Source organism: Enterobacter cloacae complex sp. GF14B, from assembly GCF_004136805.1.
Lineage (GTDB): Bacteria > Pseudomonadota > Gammaproteobacteria > Enterobacterales > Enterobacteriaceae > Enterobacter > Enterobacter hormaechei_C.
This window is the reverse complement of the sequence record NZ_QFRV01000042.1, coordinates 19761-42228: the sequence shown is the minus strand read 5'-3', so window position 1 is coordinate 42228 and position 22468 is coordinate 19761. Positions and strand designations below refer to the sequence as shown.

The 22468-nt window shown below is 42.9% G+C and carries 18 protein-coding genes; 7 read left to right on the top strand and 11 right to left on the bottom strand.

The window, feature by feature from the left end; translation table 11 throughout:
* Both DD606_RS14870 and DD606_RS14865 read left to right on the top strand, forming a co-directional pair.
* A partial coding sequence (locus DD606_RS14870; RefSeq protein ID WP_001691633.1) for an IS1 family transposase occupies positions 1–112 on the top strand: 112 nt, incomplete at its 5' end.
* Between the two features lie 608 nt (positions 113–720).
* Positions 721–3141: an Ig-like domain-containing protein gene (locus tag DD606_RS14865; protein ID WP_000681217.1), complete on the top strand. Its 2421-nt coding sequence runs from the start codon at positions 721–723 to the stop codon at positions 3139–3141.
* A 2077-nt stretch (positions 3142–5218) separates the two neighbouring features.
* Here DD606_RS14865 and repHI2 read toward each other — a convergent pair.
* On the bottom strand, positions 5219–6307 hold the full coding sequence (gene repHI2, locus DD606_RS14855; RefSeq protein WP_000159528.1) for an IncHI-type plasmid replication initiator protein RepHI2: 1089 nt from the start codon (positions 6305–6307) through the stop codon (positions 5219–5221).
* 1107 nt (positions 6308–7414) lie between these two features.
* On the bottom strand, positions 7415–9871 hold the full coding sequence (locus DD606_RS14850) for an Ig-like domain-containing protein (protein WP_001232713.1): 2457 nt from the start codon (positions 9869–9871) through the stop codon (positions 7415–7417).
* Between the two features lie 372 nt (positions 9872–10243).
* Between DD606_RS14850 and DD606_RS14845 the strand changes: the two genes are divergently transcribed.
* On the top strand, positions 10244–10870 hold the full coding sequence (locus DD606_RS14845; RefSeq protein ID WP_000966518.1) for a hypothetical protein: 627 nt from the start codon (positions 10244–10246) through the stop codon (positions 10868–10870).
* 57 nt (positions 10871–10927) lie between these two features.
* Here the strand turns inward: DD606_RS14845 and DD606_RS14840 are convergent, their stop codons facing one another.
* The 5 genes from DD606_RS14840 to DD606_RS14825 form a co-directional block, all read right to left on the bottom strand.
* A complete protein-coding gene (locus DD606_RS14840; protein WP_000535423.1) occupies positions 10928–11209 on the bottom strand; it encodes a hypothetical protein in 282 nt (93 codons plus the stop codon).
* Complete coding sequence (locus DD606_RS14835) at positions 11196–11639, bottom strand: hypothetical protein (RefSeq protein WP_001805248.1); 444 nt, start codon at positions 11637–11639, stop codon at positions 11196–11198. The genes DD606_RS14840 and DD606_RS14835 overlap by 14 nt, the downstream gene beginning before the upstream one ends.
* A 60-nt stretch (positions 11640–11699) precedes the next feature.
* Entirely contained in the window at positions 11700–11876 is a 177-nt protein-coding gene (locus DD606_RS25985; RefSeq protein ID WP_000070862.1) for a hypothetical protein, read from the bottom strand.
* Complete coding sequence (locus tag DD606_RS14830; RefSeq protein WP_000096325.1) at positions 11873–13564, bottom strand: DUF4942 domain-containing protein; 1692 nt, start codon at positions 13562–13564, stop codon at positions 11873–11875. The genes DD606_RS25985 and DD606_RS14830 overlap by 4 nt, the downstream gene beginning before the upstream one ends.
* Positions 13565–13811: 247 nt before the next feature.
* Positions 13812–14975 (bottom strand): hypothetical protein, encoded by a 1164-nt coding sequence (locus DD606_RS14825; RefSeq protein WP_000114860.1) that lies wholly within the window; start codon positions 14973–14975, stop codon positions 13812–13814.
* 369 nt (positions 14976–15344) lie between these two features.
* Here DD606_RS14825 and DD606_RS14820 point away from each other — a divergent pair, with 369 nt between their 5' ends.
* A complete protein-coding gene (locus tag DD606_RS14820; protein ID WP_001121574.1) occupies positions 15345–16157 on the top strand; it encodes a Dam family site-specific DNA-(adenine-N6)-methyltransferase in 813 nt (270 codons plus the stop codon).
* A gap of 8 nt (positions 16158–16165) precedes the next feature.
* Here DD606_RS14820 and DD606_RS14815 read toward each other — a convergent pair whose 3' ends face one another.
* The 4 genes from DD606_RS14815 to DD606_RS14800 form a co-directional block, all read right to left on the bottom strand.
* Positions 16166–17020, bottom strand: a complete 855-nt coding sequence (locus DD606_RS14815) for a hypothetical protein (protein ID WP_000970401.1) — start codon at positions 17018–17020, stop codon at positions 16166–16168.
* A 234-nt stretch (positions 17021–17254) separates the two neighbouring features.
* Complete coding sequence (locus tag DD606_RS14810; protein WP_000838219.1) at positions 17255–17971, bottom strand: zinc finger-like domain-containing protein; 717 nt, start codon at positions 17969–17971, stop codon at positions 17255–17257.
* Complete coding sequence (locus DD606_RS14805; RefSeq protein WP_000594930.1) at positions 17968–18168, bottom strand: hypothetical protein; 201 nt, start codon at positions 18166–18168, stop codon at positions 17968–17970. Before DD606_RS14805 ends, DD606_RS14810 begins: the two co-directional genes overlap by 4 nt.
* Before the next feature lie 19 nt (positions 18169–18187).
* Positions 18188–19240 (bottom strand): hypothetical protein, encoded by a 1053-nt coding sequence (locus DD606_RS14800; protein ID WP_001065778.1) that lies wholly within the window; start codon positions 19238–19240, stop codon positions 18188–18190.
* 476 nt (positions 19241–19716) lie between these two features.
* Here DD606_RS14800 and DD606_RS14795 point away from each other — a divergent pair, with 476 nt between their 5' ends.
* From DD606_RS14795 to DD606_RS14780, 3 genes are all read left to right on the top strand, one after another.
* Positions 19717–20592 carry a RepB family plasmid replication initiator protein gene (locus DD606_RS14795; RefSeq protein ID WP_000594611.1) on the top strand — a complete coding sequence of 292 codons (876 nt, stop codon included), beginning with the start codon at positions 19717–19719 and terminating at the stop codon, positions 20590–20592.
* A gap of 1148 nt (positions 20593–21740) precedes the next feature.
* Positions 21741–22094 carry a hypothetical protein gene (locus DD606_RS14785; RefSeq protein WP_000423602.1) on the top strand — a complete coding sequence of 118 codons (354 nt, stop codon included), beginning with the start codon at positions 21741–21743 and terminating at the stop codon, positions 22092–22094.
* Between the two features lie 17 nt (positions 22095–22111).
* Complete coding sequence (locus DD606_RS14780; protein WP_001447770.1) at positions 22112–22462, top strand: type IV conjugative transfer system protein TraL; 351 nt, start codon at positions 22112–22114, stop codon at positions 22460–22462.
* Positions 22463–22468: the final 6 nt, after the last annotated feature.

Here is a 22468-nt window from a genome sequence, read left to right as displayed (position 1 = left end):
TCTGAGGCAGCACCTGGCACGGCTGGGACGGAAGTCGCTGTCGTTCTCAAAATCGGTGGAGCTGCATGACAAAGTCATCGGGCATTATCTGAACATAAAACACTATCAATAAGTTGGAGTCATTACCGCGATGCTGATGCGTCTTTATGTAGAATGTGACACAGGTGAGCGCAGGGGCAACGGCACTCAATCTGGCGTAGCAATGCCTTCTTGGCAAACCGTTGAAGAGGCACGTGTGTTGCTAGGGGTGAAATGATGCAGTTCTCGCCAGGGCAGTTTGTAATTCACAACAAGAAGCGCCTTGCGGAACGAAGGTAGACGTACTGACTGAGGTTCACTCCCCTCTCGACTGGTGGCGTAATGCCGCCAGGTTTTGATTCATATATGCCGTCCGTTAACGCATTTATATCTGACATACCTAATTTATCCTGATTCTTTTTTACACAAAGTAAAAGCATCACTTAATGCGATATGTGGATGCCGATAGTTTCAGGCTAATGTTATAAGTTTTGCAATCGTTGCCAGTTTGGACACCACAGAAATGTCAGATGTAATTCCAAAAAGAAAGATTTCCGTCCTGAACGCACAATAAGGTTTGTCGAAAGGCAAATTATAGATTTGTAATTTCGAGCACCATATGGAGAAGTTTTTTATACTTTTACGAACATAGTGACCTTTAGGAAAAGCTTAAAATAACACCAAACCTAAAGGGGAATAAGAATGAAACATCTCGCTTTTATTACTGCTGTAGCCGGACTCGGTATGTCTGTTCAGGCCCCAGCTCAGATATATGAATCGGCCTTTAAAGACACGAACGGTATTGAGATCCACGCCCCGTCTTCTCGTCTTATGCTTAATCCGGCATCACCGGTAACTTTGACACTTATTTCAGGTCTTGATCGTTTCGTTAATGTCAAAGTCACGAAAGACACTGGAACTGTCATTCTTAATACTACGACTACACGGACGGGTGTATCAGACCGACTAACAGCTGCTGACGGTAGTGAGTTCTACGGCAAAAAAGTAACTTTGCCTGCTTTGGGTGAAGGCAAATTTGTCGTTCAGATAAACGTGTTAGATCTCAATCAGAAGCCTGTAGCGACCTATAACTATAACTGGCTAATTGATGTCACCCCTCCAGCGGCAAATGCTCTTACCGCTAATACTGGTTCTGGCTCTACCGCTGGTGACGTGTGGAAGCTTGGATTAGAGGCAACGGGGCAGTATGACTTCACCTCTTCGGGCGTAAGTGATGCAAATGGTATTGATAAGGGCCTAATATATATTTACAGGCAGGACGGTAGCCTCTACAGCACTACACAGATGCAGTATGACGTATCCGGCCAAAAGATGTACCACACTTACTCTAAGAATTCAGTTAAGGGAACCGGAATACCAGACAGCAACCTGGATGAAGACTTTACTGCAAAAGTTGTTATCTTCGATAACGCAGGTAATAGCCGAACGCTGCCAACTCAAAAATTTCGCTACGACAACACGCTGGGTGAGATGACACTGTGGGCCGTTCATGATCCAAATACGTCTTCCAGCGTCGTACCCGGGGTTTCTAATTATCCGGCTTACAAAGCCGGTATGGTCGTTAACGAAAACCCTATTCGATTAGTCTACCGGATCCCAAAATCTAACTACCGTGCTTATTCAGAAGGTGGGCTTCAGTTCATCAATCAATATTCCGCCCCCAAAGAGATAGCTGTAGACAGCACTTATGCTTATGTTGAAATGACTCTTCCCTATGGCTCAATTAATGGGGATATGGCTCGTATGGCGAACTTTGGCCAGTGGGGAGGGTATTATCCGTCATACAGCCTCGTTCTAAACCCATCTGCAAACCAAACGCCTGCATTTGCGGGTACCTGGGTAGATTTCCTCGATGATAAGGGGAACTGGGTTAAGTGGAAGGATTTTGAGAGTGTGGCTTCATCACGACTGCCAATTAAAATTTCCCGACTTCGTTTTAACGTTGAAGCCCGGCCCTTTGCACAAGAGATCGGCGGTAAGGCGACCTGCACCATTCCGGCAGGAAAAACCTCGTGTGAAGCGCCTGAGACGTTTGATATGGCCTTGGGTACCCAGGGCTACAATAGGATCCTTTACTTCGTTCGCAGCATCAGCAATCCCATTTTGCGGTCTGAGCAATGGATTATGACACGCTGGAACAATAAACAACTGCCGGTAATAAACTCGATATCATATGACGAGACTAACAAGCAGCTGGATGTACTGGCGTCACTTGAAGGCGATGGTAACTGGTTCGACTCGGTCTCATTGAGGGAATTTTATCTTTCCGATAAGAACACCGGTACCCGGATGTCACCCACAGGCGTAATCAAATCTCGTATCTCAGGTAACTACACGATTGCTTATGATTTATCCCGTCAGTCTGAAGGAAAATACAACGTTGAGGTCAACATCAGGGACTTCTTCCAGAACCAGACCAATAAAACTTTCGGAGAAATTGCTCTGGATAACACTCCTCCGACAGTGGCCATAACATTCGACGGAAAGCCGGTAAAAGACGATACGGTAGTGTACGGCCTGGAGAACCTCAGGATCGCTCTGGCAGATAATCTGACAACCCCGAGGATAACCCGTCTTCAGCTCGTAGGTGGCCCCACAGCTGATAACGTTGAGCTTACGTGGTCACCGGCAGGCAAAGATACATACATGCCTGAGTATCCGAGGCTGTTCCCAAATTTCGAACCATCTGAAAATTATTCAATTAGCGTAACAGTTGCCGATAGTCAGTCGAATACCAAAACCTATACTCAGAAGTTCAGTTATCTACCGAATAACCTTGTGCAGTTACATAATCTACGCACATTATCGGTCAGTTCGCCTCTCAAAACGACAGATGGCGTACCCCTTGCGTACCTGTCCACTAACGTTCTGCGTAAGACAAATGGAGAAATTGCTAAAGGGGTCCAGAACGCAACGCTGACTGTGCGGAAGGATGCAGCCTTCGGTATTAAATTTAACGGGGCACAGGCGGCTCCAGGTGAGTCAGTTGAGGTGCAAATAGATATGGGCCAGGGGGATAATCTTCTGTTACCCGTTTATCCTTCCGAAAATGGGAAAGTTGGCACCTCAGAATTCATGATTCAGATCGACGAGTTGAAGTAACTACCCGGAGCCGACAGTAAAACTGACGGCTTCAATTTTACTGCCCTCCTTGACTCCGATCAGCCAGTACGTCTTCAGAGATTCGCAAGGAAGAACCGAAAGAAAAGTTACTTTAATCGTACGTTTCCAGCGATGCTTTTAAAAGACAATGCACACTCGTTGATTACGACAATGGGAGTGAGTGTCGAAACCCTTGAGTAAGGATACCCGGTAAATATACAGCCCCGGGGATCCTCTTCCTTCAACCGGGGATGACAACGGTAGTGAGTCCGGCAACTCACTCCCGTTGTCACTTCTCTGACATATCGTCATACGAGCTTACTCAAGTGCATCCACAAAGATGGGATCGTTTTGAATCTAAACTGGTACTGGTTAGCCAGTCACTTGCATCTATTCCCCCGTCGATACTTAAGTGACAATTGTAGTGATCTGCAATACTGGTGTCTCAGAAACACTGACGACGGTAGAGACTCAATACCCTAACCCCTGACAACAGGAGTGAGCTTAGAGGTGTTACGCTGCTGTCACTTAATGCTTGGGAATTGCCTGACTCACAACCATTGTCATCCGGAGCTACTGATTAACGTTGAACCGCTGGACTTTAATGACAGTGGTAGTGATGGATAGGCTCATTTCCATTGTCGTCATTTTATCGGACAAGCCTCTTCGTCCTACAGGTTTAAGCTGACAATGGTAGTGATTGGATGATCTCACTACTGTTGTCACTCAGTTCTTTGAGCGGACCCTTCCCTCGGTTGGTCGGCATTAACAACGGTAGTGACTCGATTGGCTCACTGCCATTGTCATCGTGTAAATGACGTACCTTATCAGCTCAGCTGAAAGCAATGACAACGGAAGTGACTCTAATTGCTCACTGCCATTGTCGTCGTGTCTATTGAGAGCCTTATCAGTGCACCTGAAAAGCAATGACAACGGTAGTGATTCTAATGGCTCACTACCGTTGTCACCGTGTGTATTGAGAGGATGGTCCACTTAACTGGACGTCTATGACAATGGTAGTGACTTTAATAGCTCACTACCATTGTCGGCGTGTGAATTGAGAGGATGATCAGCTCAGCTGTACGGCCATGACAATAGTAATGACTTAATGAGCTCACTACCGTTGTCACCCTGTTAATTAAGAGGCTCATCTGCTCTTCTGGAAGGCTATGACAACGGAAGTGACTTGCTGGGCTCAGTGCCATTGTCGCCGTATGAATTGAGAGGATCATCCGCTCTTCTGGATGGCAATGACAACGGTAATGACTTAATAGGCTCACTACCGTTGTCATCCTGTAAGTTAAGAGGTTGATCTGCTCAACGGGACGACTATGACAACGGTAGTGACTTGCTGGGCTCACTACCATTGTCACCCTGTGAATTGAGAGGTAGATCCGCTTAACCAGACGTCCATGACAACGGTAGTGACTTTCTGGGCTCAATACCGTTGTCACCCTGTGATTTAAGAGGTTGACCCGCTCTACTGGACGGCCATGACAACGGTAGTCACTTTCTGGGCTCACTACCGTTGTCGCCACATAGAATGAGAGGAGCATCAGCTCAGCTGAACGGCAATGACTACAGTAATGAGCTGGATGAAGCATAACCATTGACATCTGGCCCAACCGGAAGCCGTATTCGCCAATCCAATCGAGATTCACAATGGCCGTGACTCGCCGCATTAAGTTCCGGTGTCCTCCCAAAGCTGAACGCACACTCGGAGGACAATGACAATGCCAGTAAGGTACACATCATTACCATTGTCACTATAGCTACCAGAGAAGCCGGGATTTGAATGTCGATGGTAGTGAGTGGGTCAACTCACTGCCATTGTCACCCCGTTACGATATTTTCCGTTGGATGTACTGGCCAATGAAGTAAAGCGTAGAAACCGGGTGTTAACAGGTGACTCAGGAGAAAGCGTTGAATTCGCAATCTCGATCTACATAGGGTGGTAGAGAACAATGACAACGGTAATGACTTTTGACTCATTACCGTTGACGTGAAAGAGCGGGCTGGGACTAACGAAAATCGAAGAAGTAATTTAGCACCCGGAGCCTGAACCGCCGGGTTAACTTTAGCTGGCGTTGCTGTTCTTTTTCTGGCTTCGAAGACTACGAATATAGCGCAGTTCTTCAGCGGTTAAATCATGGACGGTAAGAACATCATCGCCGTCTATCGGGTCAGCTGGTGGGCATAACTCACCTTCTAAAACAGAAGACCCTGAGTTCTCTTCTTCATCTTCAACCACTTCTAAAGGAGGCTGAGTATTGTTCAAATTCAGATCGGGATCCCGCTTATGAATCTGGAAGTATACTTTTCCGTCTTTCTTAATTTCGGTGTACTGGAGGTATCCTATCGATGCCAACTCTTCAAGAGCCTTTCTCACGGTAGCATTCTGACTATTTGCTCGTGTTTTGAGGTTCAGACGATTTTTCAGCCGAGTAAGGGATATCGGTATAGGATTTGGCGGTAATGACTCTATGAACGTATAGAGAGCCTGGGCGCTTTCCTTCTTGGCCAACTCCTTAATTGCCTTCAGCTGCATCAAAACCTTATGATCGTATTGATAGAGCTCGAAAATCTTAGGATCAACCTGAAGGACAACCTGATCTGATTCCGGGTCTAACAGGGCAGACTGTACCAGATGCGTTGTATAGACTTTGGACGAGTTATTACTGGTGAACGACAAGGTAACGGATGCTAACCTGCGTAAGGAGGCGTCTATACGTTTTCTGGACGCTGTAGATGAGCGATAATTTTCAGGCGTACATAGCTTGAGGAATTCAGTGAATTTTAAGCTTATCGTGTCATTGTTAATCGGATGATTGGCATAGGTTCGAATGATGCCCATCCACGTCTTAAAATCTACTGACATATCAAGACGCTCACCGACAATTGAAATATTGGTGAACCCCTCGCTCTCCATTAAAGAGAGCGTCTGTAACTCTTTCGTTGCGTCAAAGCCAACCGTTTTATATTCCCGATTTTGACGCCCCACACTCTTTGGTGATGGGACGAACAGCCCGAGCCGCATCAAAGCAATAGACTGCACCGTACGGTTGCTGTTAGGACGCAAAATGATGTCTTTACCTGATTCTTTCTCTCTAACAGAGAAAGCCCTGGTGACCAGGTCCTGCTGCTCAGTATCTTTCTCTTTAGTCATAATAAGTTATCACTGAATGTGTAAACAGATTGGTGAATAGTAAGCCCCAGCGAACTCTATGTCACTGGATGGATCATTGTGATGATCCATATCTGTGCATAAGTTCTACCTAAAAAAACGACTCCACTCATTAAAACTTGGCAAAAACTCTTTGCATACAATGACCTGCAACTCTTATCAACAACGGATCAGATCAAGTTAAAAAGATCTAATGAAAAGTCACTACTATTGTCGCTCTGATCACTACTGATGTCAAAAAACTCATTACCAACGTTATAATAATCACTACCAATGTCAAAATAATCACTACTGTTGTCACTGATCACGTCTCAGGCCTTGTGCCGTCTGGCCTGGAGGCAGCGGGGATCTCTTTTGATCTATCAGGAACACTAAGGTACTAATTATTGGAACTACCTTGTGGAAAATGGGGATAAATAAATGCTTAGTTCTTATACAGGTCTCAACTTGCCTCCCTGATAAAAACTGTCGTCAAAGCTAAATCACAGCCACAGGCATTTTCGGTGGATAAATTTTTGAGAAATAGAAGCATACATGCAGACTCGTGTCGCAAGTAATTGAAAGTAATAATTTATTTAAATAATGCGAGTCACCTTACCTTACAGTGGAAGTTTAAGTCTAACCTCACTACCATTGTCACTTAAAATCATTACCAACGTCGAAATAGTCTCTACCATTGTCTTTTAAGTCACTCCCGTTGTCACTTATGTCGCTACTGTTGTCAGTGACAATGCTCCAGCCCAGTAACCATGCGGCCTACAGCGTACCGGGATCTTCTTTGTACTCTCTGGCACCTTTGGGATCATTTATTGGATCTACATGAGGGATAAAATCTTTTGACGATTTCGTAGTGCAGTTATACCAGCGACTTAGCAAGACAAAAGCTGCAATTTAGTGACGAGTTACTAGTCTGCCCAACAAGAGCAATGCAGAGAAGATATGTGGTGAAATGACCATGGTAGTGAGTCTAATCACTACCATGGTCCGCAGTAAGCGTTACTTACGCAATGAACGTCGGACTGATTTGCAACAACATGGGCTACGGCGCATCAGAAGACGGCCGTTGTGCTTCAGCAAAACAGCCCTGCTTTATTTTAATTCTTCAATGTTAATCATGAACTCAGATCTGCCTGTAAGGCCGGATACAGCAGGGAAAATAGGAAAGCTACGGCTGTCCCCGAGCCCCAAATCCAGTTGAAGCTCTTTGCTTTCACCTGGCATCGCAGAAACACCATTTACAGTCACGCCGAATGCAGCGTCCTTACGGACAGTAAGCACTGCGTCCTGAAGCCCTGTAGCGATTGAACCATCCTTTTTACGCAGCTGGCTGGCATACAGAACAGCCAGAGGAGTATTGTCAGATGTTTTGAGAGAAGCATTGACAGCTAAGGTTTTCAGATTCTCTAGCCTGACGAGATTGTTTGGAAGGTAGTTAAATTCGACTGAGCTTTCTTTAACGTTGTTCATCTCATCTTTGGCCTGAACTGTGAGAGTGTATGTTTCGCCTTCATTAAGAGACGGAAAGATCTTGGGATAATTAGGTGCATACAGGTTGTTTCCCAGATTCACCCAAGACAATTCCACCGCATCAGAAACAGGGCCACCGCGAAGAGTCATACGGCTTAAGGATGGTTTAGTTAGAGCATCGGTGAGCTGTATACGGACGTTCTCCAGCCCATATACTGTTACGTTTTTGCTGATCGGTTTTCCTTCGTAGCTAATACTTACAGATGGTGCTGTATTATCAACGACAACAGTTTGATAAGGGAGGTTACCGGTATTGTTGAATGTATCTTGGGCATTAATTACCACGTTATAACTGCCTTCTGGTACCTCTTTCATGTTGAACTCATACGTGTAGTTCCCAGACGCCATATTTCTACCTGTTTGTTTGCCGGTTACGCTTATTTCTGCGTTGTTACGGTTTTTATCTGACAACCAAACTCGATTTACATAAACATGGTCGAAATATGAACCATCTCCAGGTTGATTCACGTAAACCTGGAGAATGTTGGTGGTTTCAATGTAATCAAATCCAGTGACGGAGGGACCCAGTGTATGCCAGGCTATATTCTCCCATATAGGGGCAAAGAAGGTTGCTTCGGTGGTTGACCTTACTTCATAGCCACTATGAAGATAGCCGGTAGTGCCATTTATAATATCCTGGGGCAAAGAGACGGTACAGGTTGTTGAGCCAGCTGGAATACTGCATGTTGCTCCGCCAGTGATTTTTTGATCATATGGCCTAGCCTGTACATTGAACCGGATATTAGTAAGTTTTATAGGCATATCAGATGCCTTGAACAGGTTCCAGTTTACGCTGTTGAACCATGTTCCATCAGCCTTTTGTCGTTCTATGGGTGAACTTCCCCAAGCCGGACTCTTTACAGAGGCAGGATCCCAGTTGAGCCAGCTGGCATACTGACCAAGATCTCCTCCAGACCATTGATATGTATTCACAGGTCTATAGTAGTTTCCATCTAAGGCACCCTGTGGCAGCTTAACTTCCACGTAGACATAGGTGGCATCTTCGGAAAGGACCTGTACTCCGCCATAGTTATTGGTAATGCTCATGCCACCATTTCGATATGGCTTCCAGTTAGTTCTTGGGATACGTATAACCAACTTGTAGGGGTTTTCCAGCACTGTAAGGCCTCGTTTAAACGGGACGTATCCCGAAGAAATGCCGGGTACAACACTGGTGCTTACACGTGAGTCATGAACTGCAAATGGCGTAAATTCTCCCATTTGATCGTCATATAAAAACCGCTGGGGAGGAATGTTAAGCGTATTTCCTGCCAGGTCCGTAACGATGAAATTGAAGGTGAATTCTTCATCAAGATCACTTGAGGGCATGCCAGCCTGGGTGTTCATATCTTTAATCCACGGATAGAACGCACGTTTATTGGCTGTGTCATAACTCAGGTTATTGTCGGAGACCACAGAACCATTACTTCGTTTAATGACAAGACGGATCTTGGCAATTCCACTAGCATCCTCAATACCGTCTGCAAATATAGAAAACTGGCCACTACCGCCTCGGCCCAACTCCCAAAGTGGCCCAGAAAGTACCATGTCGTAACCTGCGTTTTGACTCGGATAAATACTCTTATAGCGTGGAGGAGTTGTATCAACGATGAAATGATAAGTAGATGTGCTCACTACAGTCTGGCGAATATCCAGAGTTTCATTGACTACAGTAAAGGTCCCTTCTCCGAGCGCCGGTAGAACCATATCCTTTCCATAGTATTCTGTTCCATCGGCAGCAACGATACGATCTGCAACGCTCGTTTTGGTCGAGACGGAGGAATACATAACCTTTTTATCGCTGTCTCGTGTGACCGTCACTCGCTCGTACCGATCAAGACCCGATATCAAGTTCAGAGTCAAAACACCAGCGGGATTAAGATATGTTTGTGTTGCAGGCTTAATATTCCGAACAGCCTTATTGGTATCTGTAAATGAGTAGCTAAATACCTGAGCATGTGCCGAAGATACAGTAGCAAGGGCAGTTGCAACCATGCAGCCAATTAGAGTTTTACGCATATGATGCTCCGGGAATAGGTTATAGCCTTATTCTACGGATTCAGCCTACAAGGTCCGGTCGGATAAAGTGATAATTTGCCTGTTAAAAGAGACATCAAGTGAGAAAGCAACCAACGTACAGAATGCAAAATGGCGGCAGTGCATCTGGATGACGCAAAAGTAACTTTTTGTACCCACTTTTTTGGATTTTAGCCTTCAAAATGAGTATTCAACCAATCATAAAAGTAACTTTTGATAGACGCTGCTCCTTTATGTTTGCCAATTGTGCTGATATGTTTTTAAATTCAAGGAAGCGAGATTTTAAAAGCATCTGTTGAGTCAAATTTATGTAAAATAACAGGGTAACCATCACTTCTAGGTTGAGGAAACCCAATGTTATACATGCTCTTATGCTGTTTTCTGATGCTCAACAGTACATTCGTTATGTTCAGAGCAATGTCTGCAATAAGTAAAGGATCCGCTAAAGAAAACCGGTCTGAAATATCGCTGATAGTCCTAGCAACACTTGGAATTGCATCACCATTCATTGTCGCAATGATTACTATTAATGAAAGTATGACATCTAAAACAGTAACAGATTTTTCTTTGGGTGCTCAGTGGTCCGGAATGGTTTCAGCGGTAGCGCTAATGGGGTTATATGCTCGACGCGTTTGGAAAGAGAAGAAGTCCTTATTTACTGGCGCTTTCCTGGCCTCTTCCTTAATGGCCTTTATTTTTACTGACAGCCTTGTTTTCGTATCCCAGAAGGACACCGGCGTTCTGGCTACTTTCGTACTCGATAAAAACGCTGGAGATATTGATTGTAGTCGCCCGGCTATGATTGTCCATTACAGTAAAGGTGTTCCAACGGACTGGCGTTGCCCAACCAGTATCATGTTGATGGCGTATTCTTCATATCCTTTTTTACCTTGGCCTGAGTATAGCCATGGTACCAGCCAGTCTCTTACGGTTGTTATTGATACATTTATGGAAAACGCTGTTAATCTCAGTCAAAAATAATAAATAAACCTCTCTAGTGAGAGGTTTTATAAACCTGAGCCACCAATCTAATTAACTCTATATTTTTGTTTTAGCTTTTTTAAAGGTAGACTTACCGAATAAAACAGCAATTATAGAGCAAAGGCCTGGCGTTAGGACAAAAGCTAATAATGCACTGCCAAAACTTGTCATTTCAGGCACCACGAACCAGCTGATAGGCCACGTCAGGGCAGGTAAATTTAGCGGATCATAAAGCGCATGTAGAGCGCTTAACACACAGTAAAGTGCTAAAAAGCAAACTAGATAAACAACGATCCACATTTTAATTTGCTCAGCAATTTCAAATTTAGGACTGCCCATGCTTTACCTCAGTGGCTGAATATTGATGGTTAATATCTTTAATCACCCGTAAGCACTTAGTGCATACCTTAGTTCGATTTGTCTGCTTGTCCAGAGTGTATTTAACTTCAAGTTGACCTCCAGCATTAAGCAAAGTGAGCATCTCATCTTCTAACACGCTTCGGTAAATGGTCTTGTCCGAGAGTGTGCCCGGTAACGAGTACTCAACATAATTGTTTGAAACTCTTACCGATTTAGGGATTTTACCACTGAGCTGGATTTCATTCGTTGAAGGCATTACAGTTACTTTAATCACAGTTGCCGGTGACCAGAAATCCTGATAACGCACTTTATGAATTTTATCAGCTCTAAGGCCTAACCACACATTTCCGGCGATAAGAACAATAAGCAATCCATAAACTGATCGTCGAATGTTACGCCTTTTAATCACAATGTCCCCCATCCCTCAAATATCATTCTAAATAACTGCACCAGGATATCATGAGCGTAATTAAAAGAATTCTTCATAACCGGGGTTTTCAGTTGAGTTTGCGGACTCTTTACTTTGCGGTTTCTCGCCCTCTATTTGAGTATCCCTGACAGGTTTGGATTTACCCATGCTCCTCTGAAAGGTATCCATAACAAACTCAATATCTTCTTCTGGCAGGCTGGTGGGTTGGTTGCTCATAGGACTTCCTCTTGTTGAATACGTTCGGCGTACAGGATGCGAACCGAAACGGTCGTGTTTTCAAACTCGTTCTCAAAAACGTCCATCCATTCCGTCCGGAATTCTTCCCCCAGAAGGTTATCGAGCCCCTGAAGAGATAATGGAAGAACGGCTGCTAGAGATCCCCCGGCTGCGAGATGAGATGCAGCTGCCTGGAGATGCAGCCTGGCCCGGTTATCGGCAAAAGGTGGGTTCATCACGACATAATCAAACTTCTTCTGTTGATTAGACTTAGACCATGTGAGGAAGTCAGCTTCTGTCGTATCGTATCCCTTAGCCCGGGAGATAAGGCAATTCAAAGTATCAAGCTCGATGCCAGTAACGATCACACCGGCAGGGAATGATTTAAGCAAATCCGCATGGCCAATATTAGGCTCCAGGAGGGTATCCCCTTCCCCTGCACCGAGCAGGGAATATACATATTCGCTGATTCGGCAAGATGAAGGGTAAAACTGATGCGATACAATATCAGGCATCTCCCCTATCTGGCCGATGTAACGAATAACCTCACACGGATCATAGGAAAATGTCACATCGTATTTTGTTACTGTTGCCCCTAAGAACCGAAGGGTGTCAGCGGCAACACTCGAAGATTTGCGTTCGGCGAGAGACCCTAAAGATGTCCAGCAACTCCATTTATTGTCCCCGTCATTTTTAAACATTAGTTCAGAAAGCTGCATCCGGGTATCAAAGTCGATGCACTGCTTAAGTACAGGGAATGCCTCCAAAGATTTCTTGCTATGAGCCATGCGGTCGGCAGGTAATGCCAGCGGTACGATAGCTGATAAAATATTGTTAAGCCGCTCGGCGATATCAGGGTGGACGTCAATATGCATTGATCCATTTTTGTAAACCCTGAAACGAATACTGTTGCCATCGATGCAGATCCATTTTCTGAACCCCTCATGTTCGACCAACGCCTCAACCAATGATTTGGTGTTATGGATCGCCTTCACCTGTTCGCCACGGAAGAATGCGCATATAACGCGGAGCTCGCTCAGTGGTGAAATGCCAGACTCTTTAAAATCCACCCTTAATTTCTGCCAGGGGTATTTAGACGGCTCGCAAACTCCGGTAGTGATCATGCGGGTGGAGAACCCAAAAGCTTTGTTTGTCTTATGACTGCGGCTCAGAGACTGGAAGACGTCGTAAACCCTTTCTTTAATAAATTGATTGCGGTCATTAAGCAAAGCAACGACTGTGCCTACTACAGCGTCAGCTGTGAAATCAGGGATCACCTGAGGCGGCATAATATAGCGGTCGGCCGTAAACTGCTTATCCCATTCGTTACGTTTGGCATCCGACATGATAGGCAAAACATCAGTGAGTGCCATAACGCGTTTCCAGTATTCAGATCTCAGAGCGTTTTCCGCGAACAAGGCATCCGCTTCAGAGATACTGTGGTTGTAGCCTGAGAGATAAGAATAAAGTTTCTGGTGATTGTGGGTTTTGAACTGGACAGCCATGTGTTTCAACAAGCAGAGTTCATCATTATAGGACTCAACAAGATCCGCGATAATGCCGAGCTCTTTGCGCATATCTGGAAGAAATGTTTCAGAAGAGCTAACCACCAGGCTATGAGAGGTTGTTAAAGCCAGTACGCTGTGACCTGCATTATCGGGTTTAGCTTCAGAATCAAGAGATGACATTTTACCGGTCCTTTAGAAAAAACTTTTACCAGGATAGCAACGTCGCTCTGTAACCTAATAGGTTCAGTGACACGAAAAAGTTTTTTATGTCTCTGAATAAAACTTAAAGATGTCAACTCATAGAAAGAAGCAAAAAAAAAGCCCCGCATAAACGGGGCAAGAACGATACATGGAGGTTTAAAAAAGGCGGGCAAAAAGCCTGAATCCTTAATGACTCTGACAAAACCAACACTTTGCCAAAAGTAAATTATTCTGCGTCCGGCTGTGGGTCAGTATCCTGATCGGTCTCTTCCCCTGCCTTCTTAGCATTTTTTTTACGTGGGTATTTTGGCTTCTCACCATTAAGTTTTGCCTGACGATTCTCCGCACGGCGAAGCTGCTTGTTCTCTGATTCTGTGATCTCTTTTGAAAGATTTCTCAGCATCTCCAGAGTACTGCGGTTCAACGTAATGTTGATTTCTTCGTCAGCACTTGAATCTGTCATCTCCGGCAATTCAATATCCCCCAGTTTCTGTAATAAGCTGGTGGTGATGAGTTTGACGCCTTCTACGGCTTTTGTGGCAATAACCGGCGGAATCCGTGCTGGCTTGAAGTCTGAAGGTCTGACTCGTACCTGACCATGTTGGGTTTTTTTCACCGTGATGCCATTCGCATCGGCCTGCTCAAGTTCCGCGATCATCTTCTTGATACGTGAAATTGCTTCTGTTTCACCGAGCTCATCGATCAGTGAAAGCACGTTAACATACGAAATAGCGTCAGCATGAATCCATTTCTTGATAACAACAGAACAGGTTGTCAGGCGGATAAGAGAACTGATGGTCGTCGGGCTTTTATTTTCACGTTGAGCAATTCGTTCGAGTGACCAGCCAGCAAGAGAATGTAGGCGACGATAGGACTCGCCAAGCGCAACAGGAGAAAGCGCAAGACCACGGTTACCATCAATGGTCGCGAGCTCACAGCCAATTTCATCTTCTTTAATCTCAACGCAAAGGATTGTGATGTCATGATCTTCATCACATGCCATCATTGCGGCTTTTAAACGGCAGTGCCCCTGGCGAACAAAAGGTACCCCATCAATGACACGTACTCGGATAGGGTCTACATAGTCACCTCGAATGTAGGCATTCTTGATGTTGTAGATGTGTTCTTCAACCTCAGGGAGCTTATAGTAATCGTCACCCATTCCCATTTCGCGGGAGTTGAAGCCTGGCGTGACCTGAATTACTGAAGGGTGGATAGCCCATGCTTTCTGGTCACTTACTTCAGTACAAAGTTCAGGGTTTGCATCACGGAACTGTTTAAGCCCAGTGACGTAACGACCTGTGCCAGTAACTACTGAAAAGGCAACATGGGCCGTTTTAAAGACCTTGTCATTAGCTTGCTGTGTAGGTTCTGTCAGTAAAACACTCATAGGGGCTCCGTTACATTTTTCTGCTTACTTTCTGCGTAGCGGGGATACTACCGAAAAAAAAATCCATAATTTTTCGCAAAAAAGGTACTTTTTGAGCCTATTCTGATTTTTCACAAAAAAAGAGGGCTCCCCATTTCTTGTGATGGCATCAAAATCGCTTCATAAACAAAGACATAAATCCAAAACATAAAGTTCAGGTATCAGTGAGGAAAAATCTTATAAATCCGCAATGCTGAAAGTCAAAACTGTGCGTCTTAAACAACTTTTTTTTGCTCCCTAAGTTATTAGTTAAAGCCCGTGGTTAGGTACGATACCAGCACCTAAATTTCTCTCTCAGGTATAGACACTTTGACTCGACATCTCAGACACATGCCGATAATCAAATGGGCTGGTGGAAAAACGAAACTGATGCCTTTCATCAGCCATCACTACCCACACGATCATAGTTGCCGGTGGGTAGAACCCTTTATAGGCGGTGGTGCCGTTTTTCTGAACATGTTTGCACAAAATGCATTGCTTGCAGATAGCAATCCAGACTTGATCAACCTATACAGGACTATTCAAAGACAGAAAACTAACTTTATAAATCAGGTCCAAAACCTAGCGGATAAAACCTTTGTCGAAAAGGACTACTATGAGATGAGGGACCGTTTCAACAAAACCTGTATTTCTGGTCAACCGCTTCAAAGAGCGGCTTTGTTTTACTCCCTGAATCGCCTGGGCTATAACGGTATGTGCCGCTATAACTCAGAAAGAATCTATTCAGTGCCCTGGGGGAAACATACAGAACTGAAGCTTGACTTCAATAAAATAGACTACCTTTCATTTCGTCTTTCAGGTATTGAACTGATCACCGCTGGTTTTGAGGAGACTCTGGCCGCAACCGGCGAAGGAGATCAGATTTATTGTGATCCGCCATATGACAAAACAAGCAAAACTAGTTTTGTCAGTTACGATGGTAAACCGTTCAGCCAAAGCGACCACGTGCTGTTAGCAAATATGCTCGTTGACGCTCACAGAAAAGGCGCTGCTGTTGCGATATCAAATAGCCTGACACCATTCACTTTGGGCCTCTATGAAGAGCGTGGATTCGTCATACACAGACTCAGCGCTTACCGATCCGTAGGAAGTAAGCCAAATACACGGAAAACGGAAACAGAAATACTGGCCGTGCTGAAATAGAGTTAATTCTAATCAACGGGGCTAATCCATTCCTGAAAAGTTAATACCTCAGGGTGAGTTCGTTGAACATAAGGTATAAACTGAAGCTCTTCTATTCTCCGGTCGCCCCTCTTTCCTTCGCAAATAAATGAAATGAGTCCTTGCTGAGAAAGCCCAGTAAGGACGCTCATAAGTCTTATATTTAGAGTTTTAAGCTGTAAGTCGTTATTAATGTCCTCCACTTTATGAGAGCTCTGGCCTGAACGTTTAAGATACTCGTAAACCATGAAATTCGAATTTCGTCGTTTTAACAATTTTTCGGTTATGCATTCCTGAATGAAACCGCCAAGAGCATCTAAAAGCGGACTGAGAACTACCGGGAAAGTTAATGTGTAACTTTGAGAAGTTTTAGACAAAGTAAATGAATTTAGAAAGCTAAAGTTAAGTCTCTTTTTTGAATATGGAGCGTAAGCGACAAGAGTAGTTGACATAACAGTAAGTAAAGCTTCAAGATGTTCCACTGTTATTAATGTGGTTTTATCTGTATTTCTTAGATTATGGAAATCAATAAACGCTACTCTTGAACGGCTAAGCCAATCTTGTACTTTAATGTCGATAGAAAATTGCGATATATGATTTGAACATTCATTTTGGTTGATAGGGCATGCAGACGAAAGATGGTTATGGATTATCATGCATAGCACAAAAAAAGGAAATCGGCAGGCTGTGGGGCATTGAAAACCGGTTAAAGAAAGCTTAGACGTTTCATATGCGCTTACCGGAAAAGTAACTTTTCTTAACGTTGGCTTTGACGATGTTCTTGCATTTTTACAAATGAAACCGAGACCCAGATCATTGTGCATTTTAAAGTCCATCTCCATCATCACCTTTTAGCCTTAACTGTATGGTATTGGTATACAAAAAATTAAAAATTATAATTAATAAGATTATCATTTTTTTACTATTGAAAAGGTTGTGATAGAGGGGAATTTAAATGTAAAAGATTTATACTCGCAGATCTTTATGAGGGATAAAACCCATTGCGTAAGCAACAATATTACGTGAGTGAGTCCTAACGACAGTTTAAGTCTTGGCTCTATATTTAAGCAGTAAAACATTTAACTGTCTTGGAGTTTACTTAACTTAAAAACTGTTATTGCAGCATAATTTTTCGAATCAAAATCATAGAATTTTCTGACTTTTCCAGTCAAATGATAACGTTCACCCAATAAAATGTGATCCTGTTTATCGGCCGTTAAAGCGATCCCGTCATTTCTAACTTTACCAGTAAATGTAAAAAAATAACTCCCTTTACTTTTTGCGTACGCGGCCCTGACTTCAGTAAATGTTAGTTCAATGCTTATGACCTGGCCGATATTGTAGCTATGTTTTAAAATTTCTTGTTCATTTTCCGGAGTTTCAGACAACATCACATCAAAGGTTGTAAAGAAACAATCCAGCTGGCGTTCTGTCAAAAAACGGTTATTGTCTAGTTGCGCCAATATACTATTAGAAAACTTAGTGTTAGCCTTTTTTGCTTTCTCAATAAGTACGTGGTTTCTGGATTTCCATGCTTCGAGTGTTGGGTTAACACGCAGTTCCGGAATGTTATCGAGAAAGGTAATTGGCTCTAGTACCACTAATTTTTCAATAATGGGTCCAACTGTTTGCACCCCATGACACTTTTCACATACATCAGCCCCTTTGTGGCCTGTGCCCGCACATTCGTTACATTCTCTTTCGATAGGTGCATAATAATTTCCATCTCCGTTAAGGGATACATTCACTGAGGCTGGTACCATATGACCATCAAGAGTAAAGAAAAGAGATTTCATTTTCGAAACACCTCCAAACGTGCCTCTACGATTGCTACAGCTTCTTTCACAGTTTTTTCATAGTGGTCATGCCCTTCAGGAAATTGGTCAAAACGTTTACCGTGTTCTAACTCTTCCATGTTGCGTTTAAGGACTTCATGAGTTAGAAGCAAATCATTATAATTATCGATAAGAGTCAGCTTTATAGGTTTAATCACTCAACTAATCCTCGGGTTTTTATTCCTTAAGGAGATCTCGAATTTCCAGAAGCTCTTCTAATTTTGGTTTAGAAAGAATGATTGCTGTATTTTCGTCGTTAAGTAAAGACAATAAAATATTTAGCTTTTCATCATTCAAGATTATTTGAACACCATCATCAGAAAATATTACATTTTTACTATCAACATTTTTGAACAAGTGTGCACTATCTCTACCAAATTTTAGTTCTGTTTGAGTATTCGTTATAGATTCCGTATGTGTACTTTCCACAAGCTCAAGAAATTCAGATTTTAGCCGTTCTGTTTTCTTATGCGAGAGGCGCTTAATACCCAAAGTCTTACGTGTGACTGCCGAATTTTTCTTTTCTGGTCCGCCTTTATTTAAGGTGTCTGGTCCTGCTCCAGCTGCATTGTGTTCAGGTATGCCTACAATTTTGCTCGTTGTAGTCTCAATATTCTTAACGCCAGGTAAGAAACCTTCTATATGTTTTAAAACCATTTTGTGATCGTTGGAATATTTTAACATTATTTCAATGGCGAGCGTTTTTTTGATTAGATTTAGGCTAATCAAACGTTGAAGCTCTAATGGCATATCAAGGATTTTTAGCATATTACGAATTGCGGTAGTTGATCGTTGATATCGCATTGCTAGTTCTTCAACCGAATACCCGAGACTAACAGCATGAGCTAATGCATGAGCTTGCCCAACCGGATTTAGCCCATTGCTTCTGTTACCATCGAGGTTCTCAAGGTATTCTTCAATTTCGTTTTTATAATCGATTAAGATAACAGATAATTTTGGAATATTAGCACCTTCAGAAATTGCTAATTTTAAGCCATGAAAACGAGTATGACCTTGACGAACTAAATATTTACCTTTTCTTTTTACGACCTTGATCATATCAACCTGCCTTCCTTCCTTAAAGGCTTGTTTGATTGACACAATCATCGATTTGACAGGTTCTTGTTCGTAACACAAATCTCCGATTACCGCCTCTCGGGGATTAAATCCCTTTTCAATTTCAACTAGATTAGTATCCACTTCAATGACTGTATGTTTGCTGTTGTTCATATCTTCCTCCTGTTTACTACATGATACATGAACCTCAAATTTGCCAAATAGGGCTGATACATCTAAAAGGTAAACTCAAAAAATTTGCTTAATAAAATTAAAATAAAAACTGTCTTGAATAAAACAATGATAGTAAACCCACTTTCATTTCCGTTTGCGATCTGTAGATATTGATAAAGGAGCGCTATTCCTTGTTTTATATGGACTTATCATTGTTTTCAACAGGTTAGATCAATTCTTTAGATCACTAAAGATCAATAGAGTTCAAGTAAAGATCACGGCATCTTTAACTCATTGATTATAGTAACTTTATGAAAGGATCCGGCATTCGGATGCATGCGAAAAGCATTTGAATGAATAAGGAAGGCATTTACTGGAATGCTTATGGCATTTAGGTAAATGCGTAAAAAGCATTTGCAAGAATATGTTATAAACAGTTTGCCAAATGAAAATCTTATCACCGACGAGTTAAGTTAATGATTAAAAACAACGAGTTAATCCATCCTTTTGACGTAACCAGTAATGAATCAGGTAAGACTTATCAACTGACGCCTAACTCGTCCAAGTCGGTTCAGCCCGTGGCCCTGCTGAGATTGAGTGTATTTACCCCTGTCGGCACAAAAGAAAACCGCGACCGAAACTTTGAAGTTGATGCCTCTGATGAGCTTTCGTGTATGGAAATTGCAAGATCGGAGGGTTATGACGACATCAAGATAACTGGTGTCAAACTATCTATGTCTACCGACTTTAAGTGCTGGCTCGGGATCATCATGGCTTTCAGTAAATATGGTTTTACTTCCGAGAAGATTAGCCTGACTTTTAACGAGTTTGCGAAGATGTGTGGTATCAGTTCAACAAACATCAACAAACGAACTCGTGCGCGCTTTAAAGAGTCATTAATGAACCTTGCATCGGTAGTGCTTGCCTTCTCAGACTCTCGTAGTGGTCGGTTCACAGTAACGCATCTGGTGCAGAAGGCTATGATTGATCCAAAAAGCGATACTGTTGAGCTGGTTGGGGATCCTTCTATGTGGGAACTGTATCGTTACGACCATAAGACATTGTTAAGCCTTCAGGTTCTATACATTTTGGCTAAAAAAGAAGCTGCGCAATCTCTCTATATTTATTTTGAAGCAATGCCAGCTGGTACGTTGTTCGTTAATATGAAACGGTTGAGGGAAAGGTTGCTTCTTACAACCCCTATTCGTACGCAAAACCAGATAATTCGTAAAGCAATGCGGGAACTTGAATCTATCGGATATCTCGATTATCAAGAAGTTAAGAAAGGTCGCGACATACAATTTCAGATCTTCAAAAGAAGCCCTAAGCTGGCCCTTGCCAAACAAGGTTGAAAGCTATCTGGTATGCACTGGTTATAACCTGCTGAAAAATAAGTTATTTATCAGTGCTATGCTTAGTGCTTCTTTTACTACTGGTCTTACATCTCGGCTTAATGTGCAAAAAAGTAACTTTTCAAACGAACTCCTGACTATTCATCTGTATGCCTTTCTGACTCAAGCGTACATGCTAGCCCATTCATTAAATGCCGTTGAGCAAGATGGTTTCGTGCGCACTCTATTCACGTGAATGCCTTTTGTGGATTACGCCTCTTACATTCATACAAATGCTTTTGATGTCGGTATCCCAAAAATTCATTCATTGAAATGCTTTTGTTTGCCACTGTATCCCGAGCATAGCTATGCAGTGGTATAAAAAGGCATTTTGGTGAATGGCATTAGGTCGAATGACACACAGTTCAGCTTTGTTAAGAGCGAGAATGGTCCAAGACATCTATGACATTGGGCATCAGAAGGACTATGTGCTTGATATGAGATCAAAAAAATATCAGAAGCATCACAACTCCAATGGCATTCAAAGAAATGCCTTTGTTTTGTTAGTACACCAAACAACCCAAAATTCATGCAGTTATATCAAAGACTCATTCGCAAAAGGACTCAGCCAGAAAGCATTTGCTTAAATAGCATTGGCCAAAAGCATTCGAATGAATGATGTTCGTATGGACAAGACAAAGTCCCACTCACGCCCAGAGGTGTAAAAGGCATTTAGATGAATGACGCACCGGCCCGAGGATTGTATGTAGTTTCTCCAACTGATAGTTGCCGAACCAGGGAGCACAGTGATATGCGGCCTTCTCAGAATCAAGAGATAGATAATAAGGGAACAAAAAAGATTAGATATGAAGCTTAGTTACCTGCCCGATATCTAGTTAGAGCTTTTCAAACCATCAAAAGTGACTTTTATGCTTGAGGAGTCTCATCAGCTTCAGGATTGAGCTTAACGTAATCTTACCCCCTCCCCTCTTTCAAACTTTTACTAAGCGTTCACTGGTACCTTTCAAAGATTATGCTTTAGGCCCTTTGCTTAAAAATTCACCAATCGCTAAACGTTAAAAAAAGGGGGTTTATGCGAACGGAAGGATCGGAATAAAAAAGTATTATTCATTCGCGTTTACGTGAACTCAAATCTACACGGAGTAATTATGGAACTTTCTTTAAATATTGGCCTTAGTGAAAAGAAATCTAACACGGCTGCACTTTTTAAAACAAAAAGCGCAAAAGTGATTTTGTTTGTTCTGCTGACCGTGCTTTTTTGCGGTCTGGCATATGCGGGTTCAGATGATGGGGCACTGGGAGATATTTGGTCATACATGAGTGAAAGTATGACTGGAGCTCCGGGCAAAATTCTGGCAGCCGCGATGTTGATCTCAAGCGTATATTTCTCTGTCCTTAAGCCTAACCCGGGCCTGGCACTGGTTTCATTATTCATGATGCTGGTAATGGCCAACGGCGAGAAAATTATCAGCACCTTTATGGATGCTGGCGTACCGCTGTAATTTATTGTTAATCATGCATGAGGGGGTTCATCCCCCTCTCTGGATTTTTAATGAGTAAGCAGAACGACGTTCCTCAGCATACCTATAGATTCCCTTTCAGGATCAACATGCCTCTACTGATTTTGTTTTGGGATGCCAAAAAATTAGGGCTTGCATTCATTCTGGTTGCATTTGGGAATATCTTCGAATGCTTCGGGTTTTCTGTTGTAGCAGCGGTTGTGTATTGGATTGCGTATAACAAAGCAGCTGAGTCAGGAATAAGAGGATTGCTAAAACACAAACTCTGGTGGCTCGGTTTTTTGCCAGGTAAAGCAGTTTTTAGTAGCCGTTATTTCAACGATCCATTTATCAGAGATTTGTATTCTTGATGGAGC